The following is a 17874-nucleotide window of genomic DNA, read 5'->3' as shown; positions in this document are numbered from 1 at the left end:
ATGACGTCTGCACTGTTTATTCCCGAACTCGGCCATCTGGCGATGATTCTGGCGCTGTGTTTCGCGCTGGTGCAGGCCGTGGTGCCGCTGCTCGGTGCATGGCGCGGCGACCGTCTGTGGATGGGCCTGGCCCAGCCGGCGGCGTGGGGCCAGTTTGCGTTCCTGCTGTTTGCCTTCGGTTGCCTGACCTACGCGTTCATGACCGACGATTTTTCGGTCGGTTACGTGGCGATGAACTCCAACAGCGCCTTGCCGTGGTACTACAAGTTCAGCGCGGTATGGGGCGCCCACGAAGGGTCGCTGCTGCTGTGGGCGTTGATCCTCGGTGGCTGGACCTTCGCCGTATCGGTGTTCTCCCGGCAGTTGCCACAAGTCATGCTCGCCCGCGTGCTGGCGGTGATGGGCATGATCAGCACCGGTTTCCTGCTGTTTCTGATCCTCACCTCCAACCCGTTTTCGCGGATCCTGCCGCAGATTCCGGCGGATGGTCGTGACCTCAATCCGCTGCTGCAAGACATCGGCCTGATCGTGCATCCGCCGATGCTCTATATGGGTTATGTGGGGTTCTCGGTGGCGTTCGCCTTCGCCATCGCTGCACTGCTCGGTGGTCGTCTTGATGCTGCGTGGGCACGCTGGTCGCGGCCTTGGACGATTGTCGCCTGGGCCTTTCTCGGCATCGGTATCACCCTCGGTTCGTGGTGGGCCTACTACGAACTCGGCTGGGGCGGCTGGTGGTTCTGGGACCCGGTGGAAAACGCCTCGTTCATGCCATGGCTGGTCGGCACCGCGTTGATCCACTCGCTGGCCGTCACGGAAAAACGTGGGGTGTTCAAGAGCTGGACGGTGTTGCTGGCGATTGCTGCATTTTCGTTGAGCCTGCTCGGTACCTTCCTCGTGCGCTCCGGCGTGCTGACCTCGGTGCACGCGTTTGCCTCCGACCCTGAGCGTGGCGTGTTCATTCTGATCTTCCTGCTGTTCGTGGTCGGTGGTTCGCTGACGCTGTTTGCGTTGCGCGCGCCGGTGGTCAAGAGCCAGGTCGGCTTCAACCTGTGGTCGCGTGAAACCCTGTTGCTGGGCAACAACCTGGTGCTGGTGGTAGCGGCGTCGATGATTCTGCTCGGCACCCTGTATCCGCTGATTCTCGATGCGATCAGCGGCGCCAAGCTCTCGGTCGGCCCGCCTTACTTCAATGCGCTGTTCATCCCGCTGATGGCGTTGCTGATGCTGGTGATGGCGGTCGGCGTGATCGTCCGCTGGAAGGACACCCCGGTGAAGTGGCTGGCGAACATGCTGACCCCGGTGCTGCTCGGCAGCGTCGCATTGGCCGTGGTGGCCGGTGTCGCTTACGGCGATTTCAACTGGGCGGTGATCGCGACGTTCCTGCTCGCTGCGTGGGTGCTGCTCGCCGGCGTGCGCGACATCTTCGACAAGACTCGCCACAAGGGCCTGATCAAAGGTCTGCCAACTCTGACCCGCAGCTACTGGGGCATGCAGATCGCTCACCTGGGCATCGCCGTGTGCGCACTCGGTGTGGTGCTGTCGAGTCAGAACAGTGCCGAACGCGACCTGCGTCTGGCGCCGGGCGAGTCGATGGATCTGGCCGGTTATCACTTCATCTTCGAAGGTGCCAAGCACTTTGAAGGGCCGAACTTCACCTCCGACAAGGGCACCATCCGGGTGATCCGCGACGGCAAGGAAGTCAGCGTGCTGCACCCGGAAAAACGCCTGTACACCGTGCAGAGTTCGATGATGACCGAGGCCGGGATCGACGCCGGTTTCACCCGCGATCTTTACGTCGCACTGGGCGAACCGCTGGAAAACGGCGCGTGGGCGGTGCGGGTTCACGTCAAGCCGTTCGTGCGCTGGATCTGGTTCGGCGGTCTGCTGACCGGTCTGGGCGGATTGCTGGCGGCGCTGGATCGGCGTTATCGAGTCAAGGTCAAAGCCCGGGTGCGTGAAGCCCTCGGCCTGCAAGGAGCGGCTGCATGAGACGTTGGTTGATGCTGGTACCCCTGGCGATTTTCCTGCTGGTGGCGGTGTTTCTTTATCGCGGTCTGTACCTCGATCCGGCGGAGCTGCCGTCGGCGATGATCAACAAGCCCTTCCCGGAATTCAGCCTGCCGAATGTGCAGGGCGACAAGACCCTGACCAAGGCCGACATCCTCGGCAAACCGGCACTGGTCAACGTCTGGGGCACCTGGTGCATTTCCTGCCGGGTCGAGCACCCGGTGCTGAACAAACTGGCCGAGCGCGGCGTGGTGATCTACGGCATCAACTACAAGGACACCAACGCCGATGCGTTGAAGTGGCTGGCCGAATTCCACAACCCGTACCTGCTGGACATCCGTGACGATGAAGGTTCGCTGGGTCTGAACCTCGGCGTGTACGGCGCGCCGGAAACCTTCTTCATCGACGCCAAGGGCATCATCCGCGACAAGTACGTCGGGGTGATCGACGAACAGGTCTGGCGCGAAAAACTCGCAGCCAAATATCAGGCACTGGTCGATGAGGCCAAGCCATGAAGCGTTTTATGGCTGCCGTGGTCTTGGGTTTGAGTCTGGCCGGTGTGGCCCACGCCGCGATTGACACCTACGAGTTCGCCAAGGAAGGCGATCGCGAGCGTTTCCGCGAGTTGACCAAGGAACTGCGCTGCCCCAAGTGCCAGAACCAGGACATCGCCGACTCCAACGCACCGATTGCCGCAGACCTGCGCAAAGAGATTTTCCGCATGCTCGGCGAGGGCAAGGACAATCAGCAGATCATCGATTTCATGGTTGATCGCTACGGTGATTTCGTCCGCTACAAACCGGCGCTCAACGCCAAGACTGCACTGCTGTGGTTCGGCCCGGCCGGGCTGCTGCTTGGCGGTCTGGTGGTGATTGTGCTGATCGTGCGCCGTCGTCGCGGTCAGCGCGCCGAAACCCCGTCATCGCTGTCCACCGAAGAACGTCAGCGCCTCGACCAACTGTTGGATAAAAACCAAGAATGATTGATTTCTGGCTTGCCGCAGGGCTGTTGCTTCTGGTCGCCCTGAGTTTTCTGCTGATTCCGGTTTTGCGTGGCCGTCGCGCCCAGCGTGAAGAGGATCGGACTGCCCTGAACGTCGCGCTGTATCAGGAACGCGTCGCCGAGCTGCAAGCGCAGCAGGCCGAAGGCGTGCTCAATGCGGCGCAAATGGACAGCGGTCGTGCGGAAGCAGCGCGTGAACTGCTCGCCGATACCGAAGGCGTTGCCGCGCCGCGTGTGTCGAAACTGGGCAAGCCGTTGCCGTTGTTGGCCGCGGTGCTGGTGCCGGTGTTGGGCCTGGGTCTGTACCTGCATTTCGGTGCTGCCGATAAAGTCGAGCTGACCCGCGAGTTCGCCCAGGCGCCGCAGTCGATGGAAGAGATGACCCGGCGTCTGGAACGAGCCGTCGCCGCGCAACCGGATTCGGCGGAAGGTCTGTACTTCCTCGGTCGCACCTACATGGCCCAGGATCGTCCGGCGGACGCGGCGAAGATGTTCGAACGCGCCGCCAACCTTGCCGGTCGCCAGCCGGAGCTGCTCGGCCAGTGGGCACAGGCGCAGTATTTTGCCGACGGTAAAAAGTGGTCGGACAAGATCCAGGCCCTGACCGACGAAGCGCTGAAATCCGACCCGAAAGAAGTCACCAGCCTCGGTCTGCTCGGCATCGCCGCGTTCGAAGGCGAGCGTTATCAGCAAGCCATCGACTATTGGAATCGCCTGCTGACGCAATTGCCAGAGGACGACAAGTCCCGCGAAGCCCTGCAGGGCGGCATCAACCGCGCCACTGAACGGCTTGAAGCCAGCGGCGGCAAGGTCGCCGCTGCACCGGCTGCCAAGGTTGCCGCACTGCTCAAGGTGCGTGTCGATCTGGCCAGCGAACTCAAAGGCAAGGTGCAACCGGGCGACAGCGTGTTCATCTTCGCCCGCGCCGTTTCTGGCCCACCGGCACCGTTGGCGGCCAAGCGCCTGACCGTGGCTGATCTGCCGGTGACCGTCGAACTGGGCGACGCCGATGCGATGATGCCGCAGTTGAAACTGTCGAACTTTCCTGAAGTCCAACTGGTTGCGCGCGTTTCCCGTGCCGGTCAACCGACCGCCGGGGAATGGGTAGGTCGCAGCGGCCCGCTGGCCAGCAGCACCACCGCGCCGCAAACACTGACCATCGACAGCCCGGACCAATAACCCCGGAACCCACAGGAAAGCACCGTCATGCACAGCCTCGCCCGCATCTCCGTCATCACATTGGCCTTGAGCATGAGCGCATGTGCGGTGCACCGACCGGAACCGACCACCAACCTGCCGCCGATCCCGCCGTCACAACCGAGCCCGACCCCGTCGACCTCGCCGACACCGGGCAAGAGCATCCCGGCCAAACCGTCCAAGCCAGTCCCACGCACCTCAGCCAGCTTCGCTCCGCCACCGGGCGGCAACAGTCACTGGGACCAGAAGCTCGGCGTCTACGTCCTCGACGACCAGCCCAACACCTTCTACCGCCAGCGCACCTACTTCCGCTGGAACAACGGCTGGACCCGCTCAATCAGCCCCAACGGCCCGTGGGAAGACACCGACATCCACGGCGTGCCGCCGGGGTTGGGCAAACAGTTCGGGCAGTGATAAGCACGCGGCGATCTTTGGATCGCCGTTTGTTTGTCTGGTGTTCCAAAACGAGTATTCAGAGTCTCGCACGGTAGGCGCTTAGCGCCCGAACTGACTCGACCAATCTCTGGCGCCGCAAAAGGTCAAGGAACGGCTCGATCTCCATTGGCGGAAATTTCAGTTGTTGGCGCTGTCGTTGCGCCGCAGCGATAACAGCTGCCGGATCAAGGTGAAACAGGTTCTCGACAAACTCATCTGGGTGTTGGGCCTCGACGCCATAGGGGGCGAGGCAGGTATCGGGAAAATCTTTCAGGTTGAATGTCACGATCACCCCAGCGCCGCAGCGTATGGCTGCAGCCAATACATGGCGGTCTTTGGGATCGGGCAGGGAAAGTCCGGTGATCAGCGCTTCATAGTCACAGACACAGGCATCGGGTATCGCACGATCCATAAGCTCGGACGTGCGATCCAGTTGCTCCATCGTCAGATCGGTTCGGTTCTTCAATAAGTTGCGTTTCCATTCGCCGTGAATCTCCTTGGTCCATCGGGCTCGAAATCGCCCCGAAAGCGCGAGCCACATCAGCAAGTCTCTAAGCGGGGCGGGGTACAAAACACATGCATCGTATACAGCGGTGAAAGGGAATGCCTCACTCGTATCCTGTCCTTAAAGCCTGTGCCTGCTCCGCGAGAAGCGCCATTGCCTGCTCGCTGGCGGTATCGCGCCGGGTTTTATAGTCCATCAAATCGGCGAAACGCACACGTCGGTGCTTGCCGGTTTTGTGGTAGGACAACTCGCCGCTTTCCAGCAGTTTTATCAGGTGCGGGCGTGAGACATTGAGCAGGTCGGCGGCCTCCTGAGTGGTCAGTTCGGCATGCACCGGTACGACTTTGACGGCGTTTCCTTCAGCCAGCTCCGCCAGAATATCCATCAGTAGCCGCAGTGCCGACGTCGGAAGCTCGACCTGATGCGCCTGGTTCTGTTCGTCGAAAATCTGGATGTGCTGTGTTTCGAATTGGGTCGCCAGATAGGCGGCGAGCGCGCGTTTGCCTTCGATGGCGGCTTGGACTTCGCGCTCCACCGGGAGGTTGAGAGAGGGGTGGAGGACAATCGACATAATGGATTCCAGCATTCTGAAGAGAAGATGCTGGAACGTTATTCGAATTAAACGAAAATCGCAATAAACGAAACGGAAGCCGGTTCAGTTCAGGTGTGTCAGCAAGTTTTCCATGTACTCCACAAACGCCCGCGCCTTCGCACTGACCATCCGCCCCGTGGGAAATACTGCCCACAAGTCCTGATGCGGCAATGCCCAATCACTCATCACCGCCCTGACCGCGCCGCTTGCCAGCTCCGGGGCGAACATCCATTGCGAGGCAATCGCCAGGCCCTGATCGGCCAGCACGGCTGCGCGCAAACCTTCGGCGGCGCTGACCCGCAGGCGGCCGGTCAAGGTTTGTGTCTGCTGTTCGCGGCCTTTGGTGAAGGTCCAGGTGGCGCCGCCGCTGAGGTTGTAGACAATGCCTTGATGCTGATCCAGATCGGTCGGGCAGCACGGCTCACCGTGGCGGGCGAAGTAGGCCGGGCTGCCGAGCACCACGCGGCGGCAGTCGGCGATTTTGCGCGCGGTGAGGCTGGAGTCACTGAGTGGGCCCATGCGCAGGGCGACGTCGATGCCTTCTTCGACCAGATTGATGTTGCGGTCATCGAGCATCAGGTCGATGTTCAGGTGCGGATGCTGAGCGAGAAACGCCCCCAGTTGCGGCACGACGTGCAGGCGACCGAACGTCACCGCCGTGCTGATCCGCAGGTTGCCGCGCAAACCGCCGGCACTGCCACGGGCAGCGTTATCGGCCTCATTGGCTTCGTCGATGGCGCGTCTGGCTCGCTCGAAAAACGCCAGGCCGGCTTCGGTTGGCGTCAGGCCACGGGTCGAGCGCAGCAACAGGCTGACCGCCAGGCGTTTCTCCAGTTGAGCGATGGTTTTCGACACGGCGGGTTGGCCGATATTCAGCCGTCGGGCGGCGGCGGAGAACGAGCCGGTTTCGACCACGTAGACGAAGGTTTCCATGGCGGCGAGGCGGTCCATCTCAGGTCCTTGTGCAATCTTCAAGCATTCAGAGGAGCCCTGTGGGAGCGAGCTTGCTCGCGAAAGCATCGGATCAGCCAGCACATTTTTTGAATATCAGACCGCTTTCGCGAGCAGGCTCGCTCCCACAGGGGAACAGGGTGTTGGCCAGGATGTAGCTTTGCGAGTCGCTGAGTTTAATCCGTGGACAAGACTGTGGCATCGATCACATGCGGTAAAACAACCGAACGTCGTTCTGCAGATTCATGTGCTTGAGTAAAGATAACTCTAGGGTTACTTTTATTCGGCCGGAGCAAGGAGGCGGTAGGTGCAAAGCAGGCTATTGATCAAGGAGCTGGAGGAGGCAGGCTGGACACTGGATCGAGTCACCGGCAGTCATCACATCTTCAGGCATCGTTACAACCCGTACACCATTCCCGTTCCCCACCCGAAAAAGGATTTGCCGCTGGGGACGGTCAAAAGCATCAGGAGGCGTGCCGGGTTGTACCACCCGCCAGCCAGCTACAAGGGAGATCCATAATGCAATATCCGATCTGCATCGAATGGGGTGACGACAACACCGCCATCGGTATTCAGATACCTGACATTCCCGGCGCCGTCACGGCCGGGGACACTTTCGAGGACGCCTATAACGCAGCCGTTGAAGTCGCCCATCTCATGTTGCAGGAGATGGCGGCGGACGGGGAATCGATTCCGATGCCGACGTCGGCAGCGGCGCATCGCAATAATCCGGAGTTTGCCGACATGGGCTGGGGGATGCTCGAGCTGGATATCTCGCCGTACATGGGCAAGACCGAGAAGGTCAACGTGACGTTGCCAGGCTATGTGATCCAGCGCATCGATCGCTATGTGCGTGAACACAATGTCAAAAGCCGGTCTTCGTTTCTGGCGGATGCGGCGATGGAGAAGCTGGTTCGGTATTAAGCGTCATCGCTCCCACAGGCCCAGTGAGCAACCTGTGCGAGCGAACCTGGATGCCTACGCCGTTGCCAAAGAACCACGCTGCGAAGCACTCAAAAACCGCGCCAGCGCCAGCAGCGGGAAGGCGCTGCCGACAATCACGATCCACAACCAGCCGCCATGTTCATACACGGCACTGGCGACCGACGAGCCGAAGGCGCCGCCGATGAAGATGCTGGTCATGTACAGCGCATTCAGGCGACCACGGCTTTTGGCGTCCAGCGAGTAGACCGCGCGCTGGCCGAGAACCATGTTCATCTGCACGCAGAAGTCCAGTACCACGCCGGTCACCGCGAGGCCGATGACGCTGTAGGCCGGGTGAATGAAGGCCGGCAGGAAGCTCAGGCTGGCGAACAGCATGGCCAGCAGCGAAGCGATGCGGGTGTGGCCGGCGTCCGCCAGGCGTCCGCTGATCGGCGCGGCGATGGCACCGATGGCACCGACCAGCGCGAAGATCGCAATCTCGCTTTGCGACAGACCGTGGTTGCGCGCCAGTTCCAGTGGCACCGCTGTCCAGAACAGGCTGAAGGTGGCGAACATGCAGCCCTGATAAAACGCCCGCTGACGCAGCACCGGTTGCTGGCGCAGCAGCGTCCACAGCGAGCCGAGCAACTGGCCGTAGGAAGCGTTGTGATCCGGTTGACGCTTGGGCACGGTCAACGCCAGCACCACGCTGATCGCTGCCATCAACGCCGCAGCAATCATGAACATCGCGCGCCAGCCGAAATGGTCAGCCACCACGCTCGACACCGGTCGCGCCAGCAGGATGCCCAGCAGCAGGCCGCCCATGATCCCGCCGACCACCCGGCCACGGGATTCTTCCGGCGCCAGATGCGCGGCCAGCGGAATCAGGATCTGCACCGACACCGAACTGAAACCCACCAGCAGAGAGATCAGCAAGAACACATTCGGCTGACTGGTGAACGCCGCGCCGAGCAGGCTGGCAATGGCCACTACGGTGGTGATGATCATCAGTCGGCGGTTTTCCAGCAGGTCGCCCAGCGGCACCAGGAAAAACAGACCCAGCGCATAACCGATCTGTGTCAGCGAGACGATGAAGCTGGCCATGGTGTCGGAGAGGCCGATGTCCGGTGCGATCAGACCAATGATCGGTTGCGCGTAGTAGATGTTGGCGACGATGGCACCGCAGCAGAAGGCGAACAGCAGCACCATGCCTCGGGTCATTGCGTGAGTTGTAGCGTTCATAAGGTTTCTCGATCCAGCGAAAGGGAATGCGGTGAGGCTAAGGGACGCACCGACGTGGCGGTAGAAGCCTTGTATCGATATCAGTTATTCCGTTGCGGAATGATTGGCTTCAAGCGCGGTGTCGTCCATCGGCGAACCTTGCGTCCGGCCGGAGAGCGTCGATGATACATTCACTTACATCTTCTTCGATAGCGTGCTTATGTTTACCGCTGCTGTTCAACTGTTTACCAACGGAGGATTGCCATGTTGCGTCGGCTGCTGCGTCACACCACCACGATTGTCCTGATCGGTCTGCTTGGCGCCAGCGCAGTACAGGCTGCGGATGCCCCGGGAATGCGGATCGGCGTACGCGGCGAGATCACCGGCGTCAGCGCTGACTCGTTGAAAGTCCACGTCAACAGCGGCGAGAACGTGGTGATTCAATTGACCGCTGACACCAAAGTGCGCGCCGTCACCCTGGCCAATATCGAGGACATCAAGCCCGGCAGCTACATCGGCTCGGCGGCCATGCCGCAGGAGGACGGCACGCTCAAGGCGCTGGAAGTGCACGTATTCCCGCCGGAACTGGCCGGCAGCGGCGACGGCCATCGGCCGTTCGACCTGGCCAAGGGCAGCAGCATGACCAATGGCAGCGTCGGTGATCTGGTGGTGAGCAATGGCCGGGTGCTGACCGTCAACTACAAGGGCGGGCAGCAGAAGATTCTGGTGCCGGAGGATGTGCCGATCGTCAACCTGATGCCAGGGGATCGCAGCCTGCTCAAGGTCGGGGTGAAGATTGTCACCTTCGTGACCCAGGGCGCGGATGGCACGCTGACTGCGCAATCGATCTCGGCGGGCAAGGATGGCGTCACTCCCCCGATGTAACTGTAGGAGCTGCCGAAGGCTGCGATCTTTTGATCTTGGTTTTTAAAATCAAAGTCAAAAGATCGCAGCCTTCGGCAGCTCCTACATGGGTTCGCCACAAAAAAGGCGACCTGTTGAGGTCGCCTTTTTCATTTCAGTTCACGCCTTACTGACCGGTATAAATCTGATCAAAGATCCCGCCATCATTGAAGTGGGTCTTCTGCACCGAACGCCAGTCGCCGAAGGTCTTCTCAACCGACAGGAAGTCGACTTTCGGGAAACGATCGGTGTACTTCGCCAGCACCGCCGGGTCCCGTGGACGCAGGTAGTTGGCAGCAGCAATTTCCTGGCCTTGCGGCGACCACAGGTACTTCAGGTATTCGTCGGCAGCGGCGCGGGTGCCTTTCTTGTCGACCACTTTGTCGACCACCGACACTGGTGGCTCGGCTTCGGCGGAGACGCTCGGGTAGATCACTTCAAACTGATCGCGACCGAATTCGCGTGCGATCATTTCGGCTTCGTTCTCGAAGGTCACCAGCACGTCGCCGATCTGGTTGGTCATGAACGTGGTGGTCGCGGCGCGGCCACCGGTGTCGAGCACTGGCGCTTGCTTGAACAGTTTGCCGACGAAGTCTTTGGCCTTGTTCTCGTCACCACCATTCTTCAGCACGTAGCCCCAGGCCGAGAGGTAGGTGTAGCGACCGTTGCCCGAAGTTTTCGGGTTCGGCACGATCACCTGCACGCCGTCCTTGAGCAGGTCCGGCCAGTCTTTCAGGGCTTTCGGGTTACCTTTACGGACGATGAACACGGTGGCCGAGGTGAACGGCGCGCTGTTGTTCGGCAGGCGAGTGACCCAGTTGTCTGGCACCAGTTTGCCGTTGTCGGCGAGGGCGTTGATGTCGGTTGCCATGTTCATGGTGATGACGTCAGCCGGCAGGCCATCGATCACCGAGCGCGCCTGCTTGCTCGAACCGCCGAAGGACATCTGCACGGTGATGTTTTCGTTGTGCTCGGCCTGCCAGTGTTTCTGGAACGCAGTGTTGTAGTCCTTGTAGAAATCGCGCATCACGTCATAGGAGACGTTGAGCAGGGTCGGTGCGGCTTGAGCCACGCTGCCAAAGGCAAGACCGGCGGCGAGAAGTGAGGCGCCAAAGAGTTTTTTCACTGCGCATTCCTTGTTTTGTTTTGTGTAGGAGCTGCCGCAGGCTGCGATCCTTTGATTTTGTTTTTAGAGAATCAAGATCAAAAGATCGCAGCCTGCGGCAGCTCCTACAGGGGGTGATGTTTAATTGCCACTGACTATAACGGGGCACGCATAGTCGTTTAAAGATTAAAAAGCTCTGTGCTTATTCCACTTTCTTAAACAGCTGACTGCCACACCGCGAGCAAAACGCCGCGCTGTGTTCATGGCTGCTTTTCTTGCACACCGGGCAGTCGTGTTGCAGCTGTTCGCCGCGCATGGCGTTGGCCAGTTCTGCGGTGAAGATCCCGGTGGGCACGGCGATGATCGAGTAACCGGTGATCATCACCAGCGAGGAAATCACCTGGCCCAGCGGAGTCTTGGGCACGATGTCGCCGAAGCCTACCGTGGTCAACGTCACGATAGCCCAATAGATGCCTTTGGGGATGCTGGTGAAGCCGTGTTCCGGGCCTTCTATCACGTACATCAGGGTGCCGAACACCGTCACCAGCGTGCAGACGCTGACCAGGAACACCACGATCTTCTGCTTGCTGCCGCGCAGCGCCGACATCAAATAGTTGGCTTGCTTGAGGTACGGGCTGAGCTTGAGTACGCGGAAGATCCGCAGCATCCGAATGATCCGGATGATCAGCAGGTACTGCGCATCGCTGTAATACAGCGCGAGGATCCCCGGCACGATCGCCAGCAGGTCCACCAGTCCGTAGAAACTGAAGGCGTAGCGCAACGGTTTCGGTGAGCAATACAGGCGCAGGATGTACTCGCCGAGAAAAATGATTGTGAAGCCCCACTCGATGTAGGCCAGCACATCGGCGTAGTTCTGGTGAATGCTGTCGATGCTGTCGAGCATCACCACCACCAGGCTGGCAAGGATGATCAACAGCAAGGTGCCGTCGAAGCGCCGCCCGGCGAGGGTGTCGCTCTGGAAAATCATCACGTAAAGCCGTTCACGCCAACTGTTGCTGCTGTCCATGGATAACGCCTGAATTGAAGATCAGCGCAGCCTAGGTTGATTGTCCCCCTGTGCGCAAGGCGTGGCGTCGACGGCCGCTTTACCGAGCATCTGGATCCCGGCACGGATCAGCCAGCCGGCGAGGATGAACGGCGCGGTCAGCGTCGCCAGACCAAGGGCGGCGAACAGCGGCGTGACCAGCAGCGCAAGGACGATGCCCAGCAGCGGCAGCCACGGTTGTTGACGCTGTGAACTGAAGGCGAGGGCGGCGAGCACCGCGTTGTAACTGCCCAGTCCCAGCAACGCTGCAGCGGTTTCGTGGTGTAGCAGGCTGGAGGCGAGACCGATGGCCGACGCCAGCACTGCCCAGCAGAACGCCCGGCGATCAGCGATCAACAGACCGATGCCGATCAACGCGCCGGCCAGCGGATGACCGAGGAACATCACCTGACCCAGTCCACGCAGTTCAGCGGCGAGCAGGTTCAGCGAGGTCATCTCGATGTGAGTCATCGGCGCAGACGGTTCGGCGAACAACAGTAACACCCAGCTCATTGCTACAAACGGTGAGGTGTAGGCCGGTATCGATCGGCTGCGGTACACGTGTTTGAGCCATTGCTGAGTGACCATCGCACTGAGGCCACCGGCCGCCAGAATCAGCGGCGGCAGCATCGGCGACCACGGGAAATACAGGCTGAGCACCAAGCCAAGCAGCACGCCGTTGTAACTGAACAATCCGGCCTGACGATCCGCCTTGGCATAGTTGCGTCGCTGTGCGGTGAGCAATCCAGCAACGGCACCGAGCAGCGCGCCGGCAAACAGCACCGGCGCAGTGAGCAGGATCGCCAGCAGGCACAACAGGCCGCACAGCGGATGGCGCTGGAGGAATATCTGACTGAAACCGTTGAGCAAAGCCTCGGCCCAGTCGGGGCAGTGGGTGTTGAAATGATTGGCAGGCATGTTGAAAAAATCTGGGCAGTTGGAAAATCAAAAGGTCTTGCTTACCTGTGGTGAGAGGGATTTATCCCCGATGGCTGCGAAGCAGCCCCAAATCGGTGAATGCGGTTTTTCTGTGAAAACCGTCACTCTCTTGAAAGCGGTGACTGCTGCGCAGTCAATCGGGGATGAATCCCCTCACCACAGGTTTTGTATTCACATCAAAAATATGGGTCAGATCAGCGTTTCGATCCGCAGCGAATTAGTCGATCCCGGCTGCCCGAACGGCACACCGGCGGTGATCAGCAACGTATCGCCACGCTCGGCCATGCCTTGAGCCTGAGCGATTTCCAGGGCGGTCGAACACACCTCATCGACCTGACGCAGACGATCGTTGACCACCGAATGAATCCCCCACGCCACGCTCAAGCGCCGCGCGGTCTGCAGGTTCGGCGTCAGGTTGAGGATCGGCGCTTTCGGTCGTTCCCGTGCTGCGCGCAACGTCGAAGCGCCCGATTCGCTGTAGTTGACCAGCACCGCCACCGGCAGCACGTTGCTGATGCGGCGGATCGCGCAACTGATCGCATCGGACACCGTTGCCTCGGCTTTCGGTCGGCTGACGTCGAGTTGAGTCTGATAGTCCGGACCGTTTTCCACCTGGCGAATGATCTTGCTCATCATCTGCACGGCTTCCAGCGGGTATTCACCGGAGGCGGTTTCGGCCGACAGCATCACCGCATCCGCGCCTTCAGCCACAGCATTCGCCACATCAGTGACTTCGGCGCGGGTCGGGGCCGGGGAGAAACGCATCGATTCGAGCATCTGCGTCGCCACCACCACCGGTTTACCCAGTTCGCGGCAGGTGCTGATGATGTTTTTCTGGATCTGCGGCACGCTTTCGGCAGGGACTTCCACGCCGAGGTCGCCGCGAGCGACCATGATCGCGTCGCTCAACTGGGCGATTTCGCGCAGTTGCTCAACCGCTGACGGCTTCTCGATTTTCGCCATCAGAAAGGCCTTGTCACCGATCAGCTCGCGGGCTTCGAGAATGTCTTGCGGGCGTTGCACAAACGACAGCGCCACCCAGTCCACCCCCAGCTCCAGGCCGAAGCTCAGGTCGCGGCGATCCTTGGCCGTCAGTGGGCTGAGGTCGAGCACCGCTTGCGGCACGTTCACGCCTTTGCGGTCCGACAGTTCGCCGCCATTGAGCACGGTAGTGTCGATCGCGTCGGAGTATTTGCTGACCACGCGCAGGCGCAGTTTGCCGTCATCCAGCAGCAGATCCATGCCCGCTTCGAGCGCGGCGATGATCTCCGGGTGCGGCAGGTTCACGCGGCGTTCATCGCCCGGGGTCGCGTCCAGATCGAGGCGGAAGGCCTGACCGCGATGCAGCTGCACCTTGCCGTCGGCGAACTTGCCGACGCGCAGTTTCGGCCCCTGCAAGTCCATCAGGATCCCCAGCGGATAGTTGAGCTGGCGCTCGACCTCGCGGATCCACTGATAGCGCTTGGCGTGGTCGGCGTGATCGCCGTGGCTGAAGTTCAGGCGGAAGATGTTGACCCCGGCCTCGACCAGCTCACGGATGTCTTCGATGCCATCGACGGCAGGTCCGAGGGTGGCGAGGATTTTGACCTTTTTATCAGGCGTCATGATTTGCAGTTCTCAAGGATCAGGATGGCGCGGAAGTCGTTGACGTTGGTGCGGGTCGGCTCGGTGACGATCAGCGCATCGAGCGCCTCGAAGTAGCCGTAACCGTTGTTGTTATCCAGCTCGTCGCTGGCGCTCAAACCGAGGGCGGCGGCGCGGGCGTAGCTGTCCGGGGTCATGATCGCGCCGGCGTTGTCTTCCGAACCGTCGATGCCGTCGGTGTCACCGGCCAGCGCGTAGACGCCGGGCTGGCCCTTGAGGCTGTCGGTGAGGCTCAAGAGGAATTCGGCGTTGCGTCCGCCGCGACCATTGCCGCGCACGGTCACCGTGGTTTCACCGCCGGAGAGAATCACGCAAGGCGCAGCCAGTGGCTGCCCATGGTTGATGATCTGCCGAGCGATGCCAGCATGGACTTTCGCCACTTCGCGGGACTCACCTTCGAGGTCGCCAAGGATCAGCGTGCTGAAACCGGCCTGGCGGCATTTCACCGCCGCCGCATCCAGCGATTGCTGCGGGCGCGCGATCAGCTGGAAATGACTGCGGGCCAGGCTCGGGTCTCCGGGTTTGACGGTTTCCGATTCCGCGCTTTGCAGCCAAGTACGCACGGACGCCGGGACTTCGATGCCGTAGCGCTTAAGGATCGCCAGTGCTTCGGCGGAAGTGCTCGGGTCGGCCACGGTCGGGCCCGAGGCGATGACCGTGGCGAGGTCGCCCGGTACATCGGAAATCGCGTAGGTATACACAGTGGCGGGCCAACAAGCCTTGCCGAGGCGACCGCCCTTGATCGCCGAGAGGTGCTTGCGCACGCAGTTCATTTCGCCGATGGTCGCGCCGGATTTGAGCAGGGCTTTGTTGATCGACTGCTTGTCGGCCAGGGTGATGCCTTCAGCCGGCAGGGCGAGCAGGGCAGAGCCGCCACCAGAGAGCAGGAAGATCACGCGATCGTCTTCGCTCAGGTTGCTGACCAGTTCCAGCACGCGTTTGGCCACGGCCAGGCCGGCAGCGTCCGGTACCGGGTGCGCGGCTTCGACCACTTCGATTTTTTCGCACGGGGCGCCGTGACCGTAACGGGTCACTACCAGACCGGATACTTCACCCTGCCAGCAGCGCTCGACCACCTGGGCCATGGCGGCTGCGGCCTTGCCGGCGCCGATGACGATCACCCGACCCGTGCGATCGGCAGGCAGATGGGCTTCGAGGACCTGGTTCGGATGGGCCGCGTCGATGGCTGTGGCAAACAGCTCACGCAGCAGTTGTTGCGGATCGACCGACATGGCGGGCTCCCGGAATTCTTGTTATTGGGATGGAACGACAACGGTGCGGCGACGCGATCCTTGTGGGAGCTGGCTTGCCAGCGATTCAGGCGCCGCGGTCATTCAGGCAGACCGAGTCGATGCCATCGCGGGCAAGCCCGCTCCCACAGGGAGCGAGCCAGAAGCGCAGATTACTTCTTGTCGCGAATCGAGAAGTTGGCCATGTGTTCCAGACCCTTGATCAGCGCCGAGTGGTCCCAGTTGCTGCCACCGATGGCCGCGCAGGTGCTGAACACTTGCTGGGCGTTGGCGGTGTTCGGCAGGTTGATGTTCAGCTCCTTGGCGCCTTGCAGGGCCAGGTTCAGGTCCTTCTGGTGCAGGCTGATGCGGAAGCCCGGATCGAAGGTGCCCTTGATCATGCGCTCACCGTGCACTTCGAGGATCTTCGACGAAGCGAAACCGCCCATCAGTGCTTCGCGCACCTTGGCCGGATCGGCGCCGTTTTTCGAAGCGAACAGCAGGGCTTCAGCCACGGCCTGAATGTTCAGCGCGACGATGATCTGGTTCGCCACTTTGGCAGTCTGACCGTCGCCATTGCCACCGACCAGAGTGATGTTCTTGCCCATGGCCTGGAACAGCGGCAGCGCGCGTTCAAAGGCATCGGCATCGCCACCGACCATGATGCTCAGGGTCGCGGCCTTGGCGCCGACTTCACCACCGGATACCGGGGCGTCGAGGTACTGCGCACCTTTCTCGTTGATCTTCTTGGCGAAAGCTTTGGTGGCGGTCGGCGAGATCGAGCTCATGTCGATCACCACTTTGCCTTTGCCGATGCCGGCAGCCACGCCGTCAGCGCGGAACAGCACGTCGTCGACCTGCGGGGTATCCGGGACCATGACGATGATGAATTCAGCTTCCTGCGCGACTTCGCGCGGGTTGGCCAGGGCGACGGCGCCAGCAGCCACCAGGTCGGCCGGAGCGGCGTCGTGGTGCGCCGACAGGAACAGGCTGTGACCGGCTTTCTGCAGGTTCGAAGCCATTGGGTGGCCCATGATGCCGGTGCCGATAAATCCGATTTTAGCCATGAGAAAATCCTCTTGTTTTTGTGTGGCTCCCAACACCGGGTTGGTGAGCTTTTGTGGCGAGGGGATTCATCCCCGATGGGCAGCGAAGCTGCCCCAGCTTTTAGCGCGAATCAGTTCCAATCCCGGGTGCAGGTTTTACGACTGCTGCGCAGCCGGTCGGGGATAAATCCCCTCACCACAGGGGATCTGGTTTCAAATACAGATCCATGTTGAAAACTCGGACTCAGATCGCGTTGTGCGATTTCAGCCAGCCCAGACCGGCCTCAGTGGTAGTCAGCGGCTTGTACTCGCAGCCGACCCAGCCCTGATAACCGATGCGATCCAAGTGTTCGAACAGGAAGCGGTAGTTGATCTCGCCAGTGCCCGGCTCGTTGCGCCCCGGGTTGTCCGCGAGCTGCACATGGTTGATCTCGCCCAGGTGCGATTGCAGGGTACGGGCCAGATCGCCTTCCATGATTTGCATGTGATAGATGTCGTACTGCAGGAACAGGTTGGCGCTGCCAACTTGCTCGCGAATCGACAGGGCTTGCGCCGTGTTGTTCAGGTAAAAGCCCGGGATGTCGCGGGTGTTGATCGCTTCCATCACCAGTTTGATACCCGCCGCCTGCAGCTTGTCGGCGGCGTACTTGAGGTTGGCGACGAAGGTCTTTTCCACAGTGGCATCGTCGACGCCTTGCGGGCGGATACCGGCCAGGCAGTTGACCTGGGTGTTGCCCAGCACTTGCGCGTAGGCAATCGCCAGATCGACCCCGGCGCGGAACTCTTCAACGCGATCCGGCAGGCAGGCGATACCGCGCTCGCCCTTGGCCCAGTCACCGGCCGGCAGGTTGAACAGCACTTGGGTCAGCCCGTTGGCCTCGAGCTTTGCCTTGATTTCGGCAGAGCTGAAGTCGTACGGGAACAGGTATTCCACACCACTGAAACCGGCCTTGGCGGCGGCGTCGAAACGGGCAAGGAAATCCTGTTCGGTGAACAGCATGGACAGGTTGGCTGCGAAACGCGGCATGGTGGTCTCCTGTTGCGAATTAATGATGATGGCTTTGTGTAGGAGCTGCCGCAGGCTGCGATCTTTTGATCTTGATCCTGAAAAACAAGATCAAAAGATCGC

General features: G+C 60.9%; 18 protein-coding genes and 1 pseudogene. 8 read left to right on the top strand and 11 right to left on the bottom strand.

From position 1 onward, the window contains the following. The 5 genes from AB1J88_RS12735 to AB1J88_RS12715 are packed head-to-tail and all read left to right on the top strand — an operon-like array spanning position 1 to position 4620. Positions 1-1989: a heme lyase CcmF/NrfE family subunit gene (locus AB1J88_RS12735; protein WP_414903139.1), complete on the top strand. Its 1989-nt coding sequence runs from the start codon at positions 1-3 to the stop codon at positions 1987-1989. Continuing rightward, on the top strand, positions 1986-2522 hold the full coding sequence (locus AB1J88_RS12730; protein WP_041072930.1) for a DsbE family thiol:disulfide interchange protein: 537 nt from the start codon (positions 1986-1988) through the stop codon (positions 2520-2522). Before AB1J88_RS12735 ends, AB1J88_RS12730 begins: the two co-directional genes overlap by 4 nt. Then, entirely contained in the window at positions 2519-2989 is a 471-nt protein-coding gene (locus AB1J88_RS12725; RefSeq protein ID WP_041072928.1) for a cytochrome c-type biogenesis protein, read from the top strand. Before AB1J88_RS12730 ends, AB1J88_RS12725 begins: the two co-directional genes overlap by 4 nt. Continuing rightward, on the top strand, positions 2986-4188 hold the full coding sequence (ccmI, locus tag AB1J88_RS12720) for a c-type cytochrome biogenesis protein CcmI (protein ID WP_430291202.1): 1203 nt from the start codon (positions 2986-2988) through the stop codon (positions 4186-4188). The genes AB1J88_RS12725 and ccmI overlap by 4 nt, the downstream gene beginning before the upstream one ends. A gap of 27 nt (positions 4189-4215) precedes the next feature. Next, the gene (locus AB1J88_RS12715; protein ID WP_430291201.1) at positions 4216-4620 is read left to right on the top strand and encodes a hypothetical protein; all 405 of its coding nucleotides are present in this window, start codon (positions 4216-4218) and stop codon (positions 4618-4620) included. A 58-nt stretch (positions 4621-4678) separates the two neighbouring features. Here AB1J88_RS12715 and AB1J88_RS12710 read toward each other — a convergent pair. The 3 genes and pseudogenes from AB1J88_RS12710 to AB1J88_RS12700 all read right to left on the bottom strand — a co-directional run. Further along, positions 4679-5242: pseudogene (locus AB1J88_RS12710) on the bottom strand (PIN domain-containing protein); the annotation flags it as partial. 7 nt (positions 5243-5249) lie between these two features. Then, a complete protein-coding gene (locus AB1J88_RS12705) occupies positions 5250-5717 on the bottom strand; it encodes a helix-turn-helix domain-containing protein (RefSeq protein ID WP_095667166.1) in 468 nt (155 codons plus the stop codon). A gap of 84 nt (positions 5718-5801) precedes the next feature. Continuing rightward, complete coding sequence (locus AB1J88_RS12700; protein ID WP_430291200.1) at positions 5802-6689, bottom strand: LysR family transcriptional regulator; 888 nt, start codon at positions 6687-6689, stop codon at positions 5802-5804. A 307-nt stretch (positions 6690-6996) separates the two neighbouring features. Between AB1J88_RS12700 and AB1J88_RS12695 the strand changes: the two genes are divergently transcribed. Further along, positions 6997-7209: a type II toxin-antitoxin system HicA family toxin gene (locus AB1J88_RS12695; RefSeq protein ID WP_430291199.1), complete on the top strand. Its 213-nt coding sequence runs from the start codon at positions 6997-6999 to the stop codon at positions 7207-7209. Continuing rightward, positions 7209-7613: a type II toxin-antitoxin system HicB family antitoxin gene (locus AB1J88_RS12690; RefSeq protein WP_007961664.1), complete on the top strand. Its 405-nt coding sequence runs from the start codon at positions 7209-7211 to the stop codon at positions 7611-7613. The genes AB1J88_RS12695 and AB1J88_RS12690 overlap by 1 nt, the downstream gene beginning before the upstream one ends. Before the next feature lie 54 nt (positions 7614-7667). Here the strand turns inward: AB1J88_RS12690 and AB1J88_RS12685 are convergent, their stop codons facing one another. Next, on the bottom strand, positions 7668-8855 hold the full coding sequence (locus tag AB1J88_RS12685) for an MFS transporter (RefSeq protein WP_430291198.1): 1188 nt from the start codon (positions 8853-8855) through the stop codon (positions 7668-7670). A 243-nt stretch (positions 8856-9098) separates the two neighbouring features. Here AB1J88_RS12685 and AB1J88_RS12680 point away from each other — a divergent pair, with 243 nt between their 5' ends. Next, entirely contained in the window at positions 9099-9719 is a 621-nt protein-coding gene (locus AB1J88_RS12680; RefSeq protein ID WP_041072915.1) for a DUF5666 domain-containing protein, read from the top strand. Between the two features lie 145 nt (positions 9720-9864). On the opposite strand, the gene AB1J88_RS12675 is transcribed toward AB1J88_RS12680, so the two are convergent. From AB1J88_RS12675 to hyi, 7 genes are all read right to left on the bottom strand, one after another. Further along, positions 9865-10863 carry a sulfate ABC transporter substrate-binding protein gene (locus tag AB1J88_RS12675; RefSeq protein WP_047292603.1) on the bottom strand — a complete coding sequence of 333 codons (999 nt, stop codon included), beginning with the start codon at positions 10861-10863 and terminating at the stop codon, positions 9865-9867. A 181-nt stretch (positions 10864-11044) separates the two neighbouring features. Next, positions 11045-11869, bottom strand: a complete 825-nt coding sequence (locus AB1J88_RS12670) for an ion transporter (protein ID WP_041072911.1) — start codon at positions 11867-11869, stop codon at positions 11045-11047. 21 nt (positions 11870-11890) lie between these two features. Beyond that, positions 11891-12805, bottom strand: a complete 915-nt coding sequence (locus AB1J88_RS12665) for an urea transporter (protein ID WP_198760332.1) — start codon at positions 12803-12805, stop codon at positions 11891-11893. A gap of 210 nt (positions 12806-13015) precedes the next feature. Further along, the gene (pyk, locus tag AB1J88_RS12660; protein WP_108182066.1) at positions 13016-14431 is read right to left on the bottom strand and encodes a pyruvate kinase; all 1416 of its coding nucleotides are present in this window, start codon (positions 14429-14431) and stop codon (positions 13016-13018) included. Next, the gene (locus AB1J88_RS12655) at positions 14428-15702 is read right to left on the bottom strand and encodes a glycerate kinase type-2 family protein (protein WP_222015764.1); all 1275 of its coding nucleotides are present in this window, start codon (positions 15700-15702) and stop codon (positions 14428-14430) included. The genes pyk and AB1J88_RS12655 overlap by 4 nt, the downstream gene beginning before the upstream one ends. A gap of 170 nt (positions 15703-15872) precedes the next feature. Beyond that, positions 15873-16766, bottom strand: coding sequence for a 2-hydroxy-3-oxopropionate reductase (locus AB1J88_RS12650; RefSeq protein WP_003222962.1), 894 nt, complete (start codon positions 16764-16766; stop codon positions 15873-15875). 223 nt (positions 16767-16989) lie between these two features. Beyond that, positions 16990-17772, bottom strand: a complete 783-nt coding sequence (gene hyi, locus AB1J88_RS12645; RefSeq protein ID WP_095180741.1) for a hydroxypyruvate isomerase — start codon at positions 17770-17772, stop codon at positions 16990-16992. Positions 17773-17874 lie beyond the last annotated feature (102 nt).

The sequence above is a fragment of the Pseudomonas sp. S8 genome (assembly GCF_050473925.1).
Classification (GTDB): Bacteria; Pseudomonadota; Gammaproteobacteria; order Pseudomonadales; family Pseudomonadaceae; genus Aquipseudomonas; species Aquipseudomonas parakoreensis.
This window is presented reverse-complemented; position numbering and strand designations above follow the sequence as displayed.

Bases quoted from the DNA above. Each gene is read 5' to 3' on its own strand.
- AB1J88_RS12735 (WP_414903139.1), top strand. From the start codon at position 1: ATGACGTCTGCACTGTTTATTCCCGAACTCGGCCATCTGGCGATGATT.
- AB1J88_RS12730 (WP_041072930.1), top strand. From the start codon at position 1,986: ATGAGACGTTGGTTGATGCTGGTACCCCTGGCGATTTTCCTGCTGGTG.
- AB1J88_RS12725 (WP_041072928.1), top strand. From the start codon at position 2,519: ATGAAGCGTTTTATGGCTGCCGTGGTCTTGGGTTTGAGTCTGGCCGGT.
- ccmI (WP_430291202.1), top strand. From the start codon at position 2,986: ATGATTGATTTCTGGCTTGCCGCAGGGCTGTTGCTTCTGGTCGCCCTG.
- AB1J88_RS12715 (WP_430291201.1), top strand. From the start codon at position 4,216: ATGCACAGCCTCGCCCGCATCTCCGTCATCACATTGGCCTTGAGCATG.
- AB1J88_RS12705 (WP_095667166.1), bottom strand. From the start codon at position 5,717: ATGTCGATTGTCCTCCACCCCTCTCTCAACCTCCCGGTGGAGCGCGAA.
- AB1J88_RS12700 (WP_430291200.1), bottom strand. From the start codon at position 6,689: ATGGACCGCCTCGCCGCCATGGAAACCTTCGTCTACGTGGTCGAAACC.
- AB1J88_RS12690 (WP_007961664.1), top strand. From the start codon at position 7,209: ATGCAATATCCGATCTGCATCGAATGGGGTGACGACAACACCGCCATC.
- AB1J88_RS12685 (WP_430291198.1), bottom strand. From the start codon at position 8,855: ATGAACGCTACAACTCACGCAATGACCCGAGGCATGGTGCTGCTGTTC.
- AB1J88_RS12680 (WP_041072915.1), top strand. From the start codon at position 9,099: ATGTTGCGTCGGCTGCTGCGTCACACCACCACGATTGTCCTGATCGGT.
- AB1J88_RS12670 (WP_041072911.1), bottom strand. From the start codon at position 11,869: ATGGACAGCAGCAACAGTTGGCGTGAACGGCTTTACGTGATGATTTTC.
- AB1J88_RS12665 (WP_198760332.1), bottom strand. From the start codon at position 12,805: ATGCCTGCCAATCATTTCAACACCCACTGCCCCGACTGGGCCGAGGCT.
- pyk (WP_108182066.1), bottom strand. From the start codon at position 14,431: ATGACGCCTGATAAAAAGGTCAAAATCCTCGCCACCCTCGGACCTGCC.
- AB1J88_RS12655 (WP_222015764.1), bottom strand. From the start codon at position 15,702: ATGTCGGTCGATCCGCAACAACTGCTGCGTGAGCTGTTTGCCACAGCC.
- AB1J88_RS12650 (WP_003222962.1), bottom strand. From the start codon at position 16,766: ATGGCTAAAATCGGATTTATCGGCACCGGCATCATGGGCCACCCAATG.
- hyi (WP_095180741.1), bottom strand. From the start codon at position 17,772: ATGCCGCGTTTCGCAGCCAACCTGTCCATGCTGTTCACCGAACAGGAT.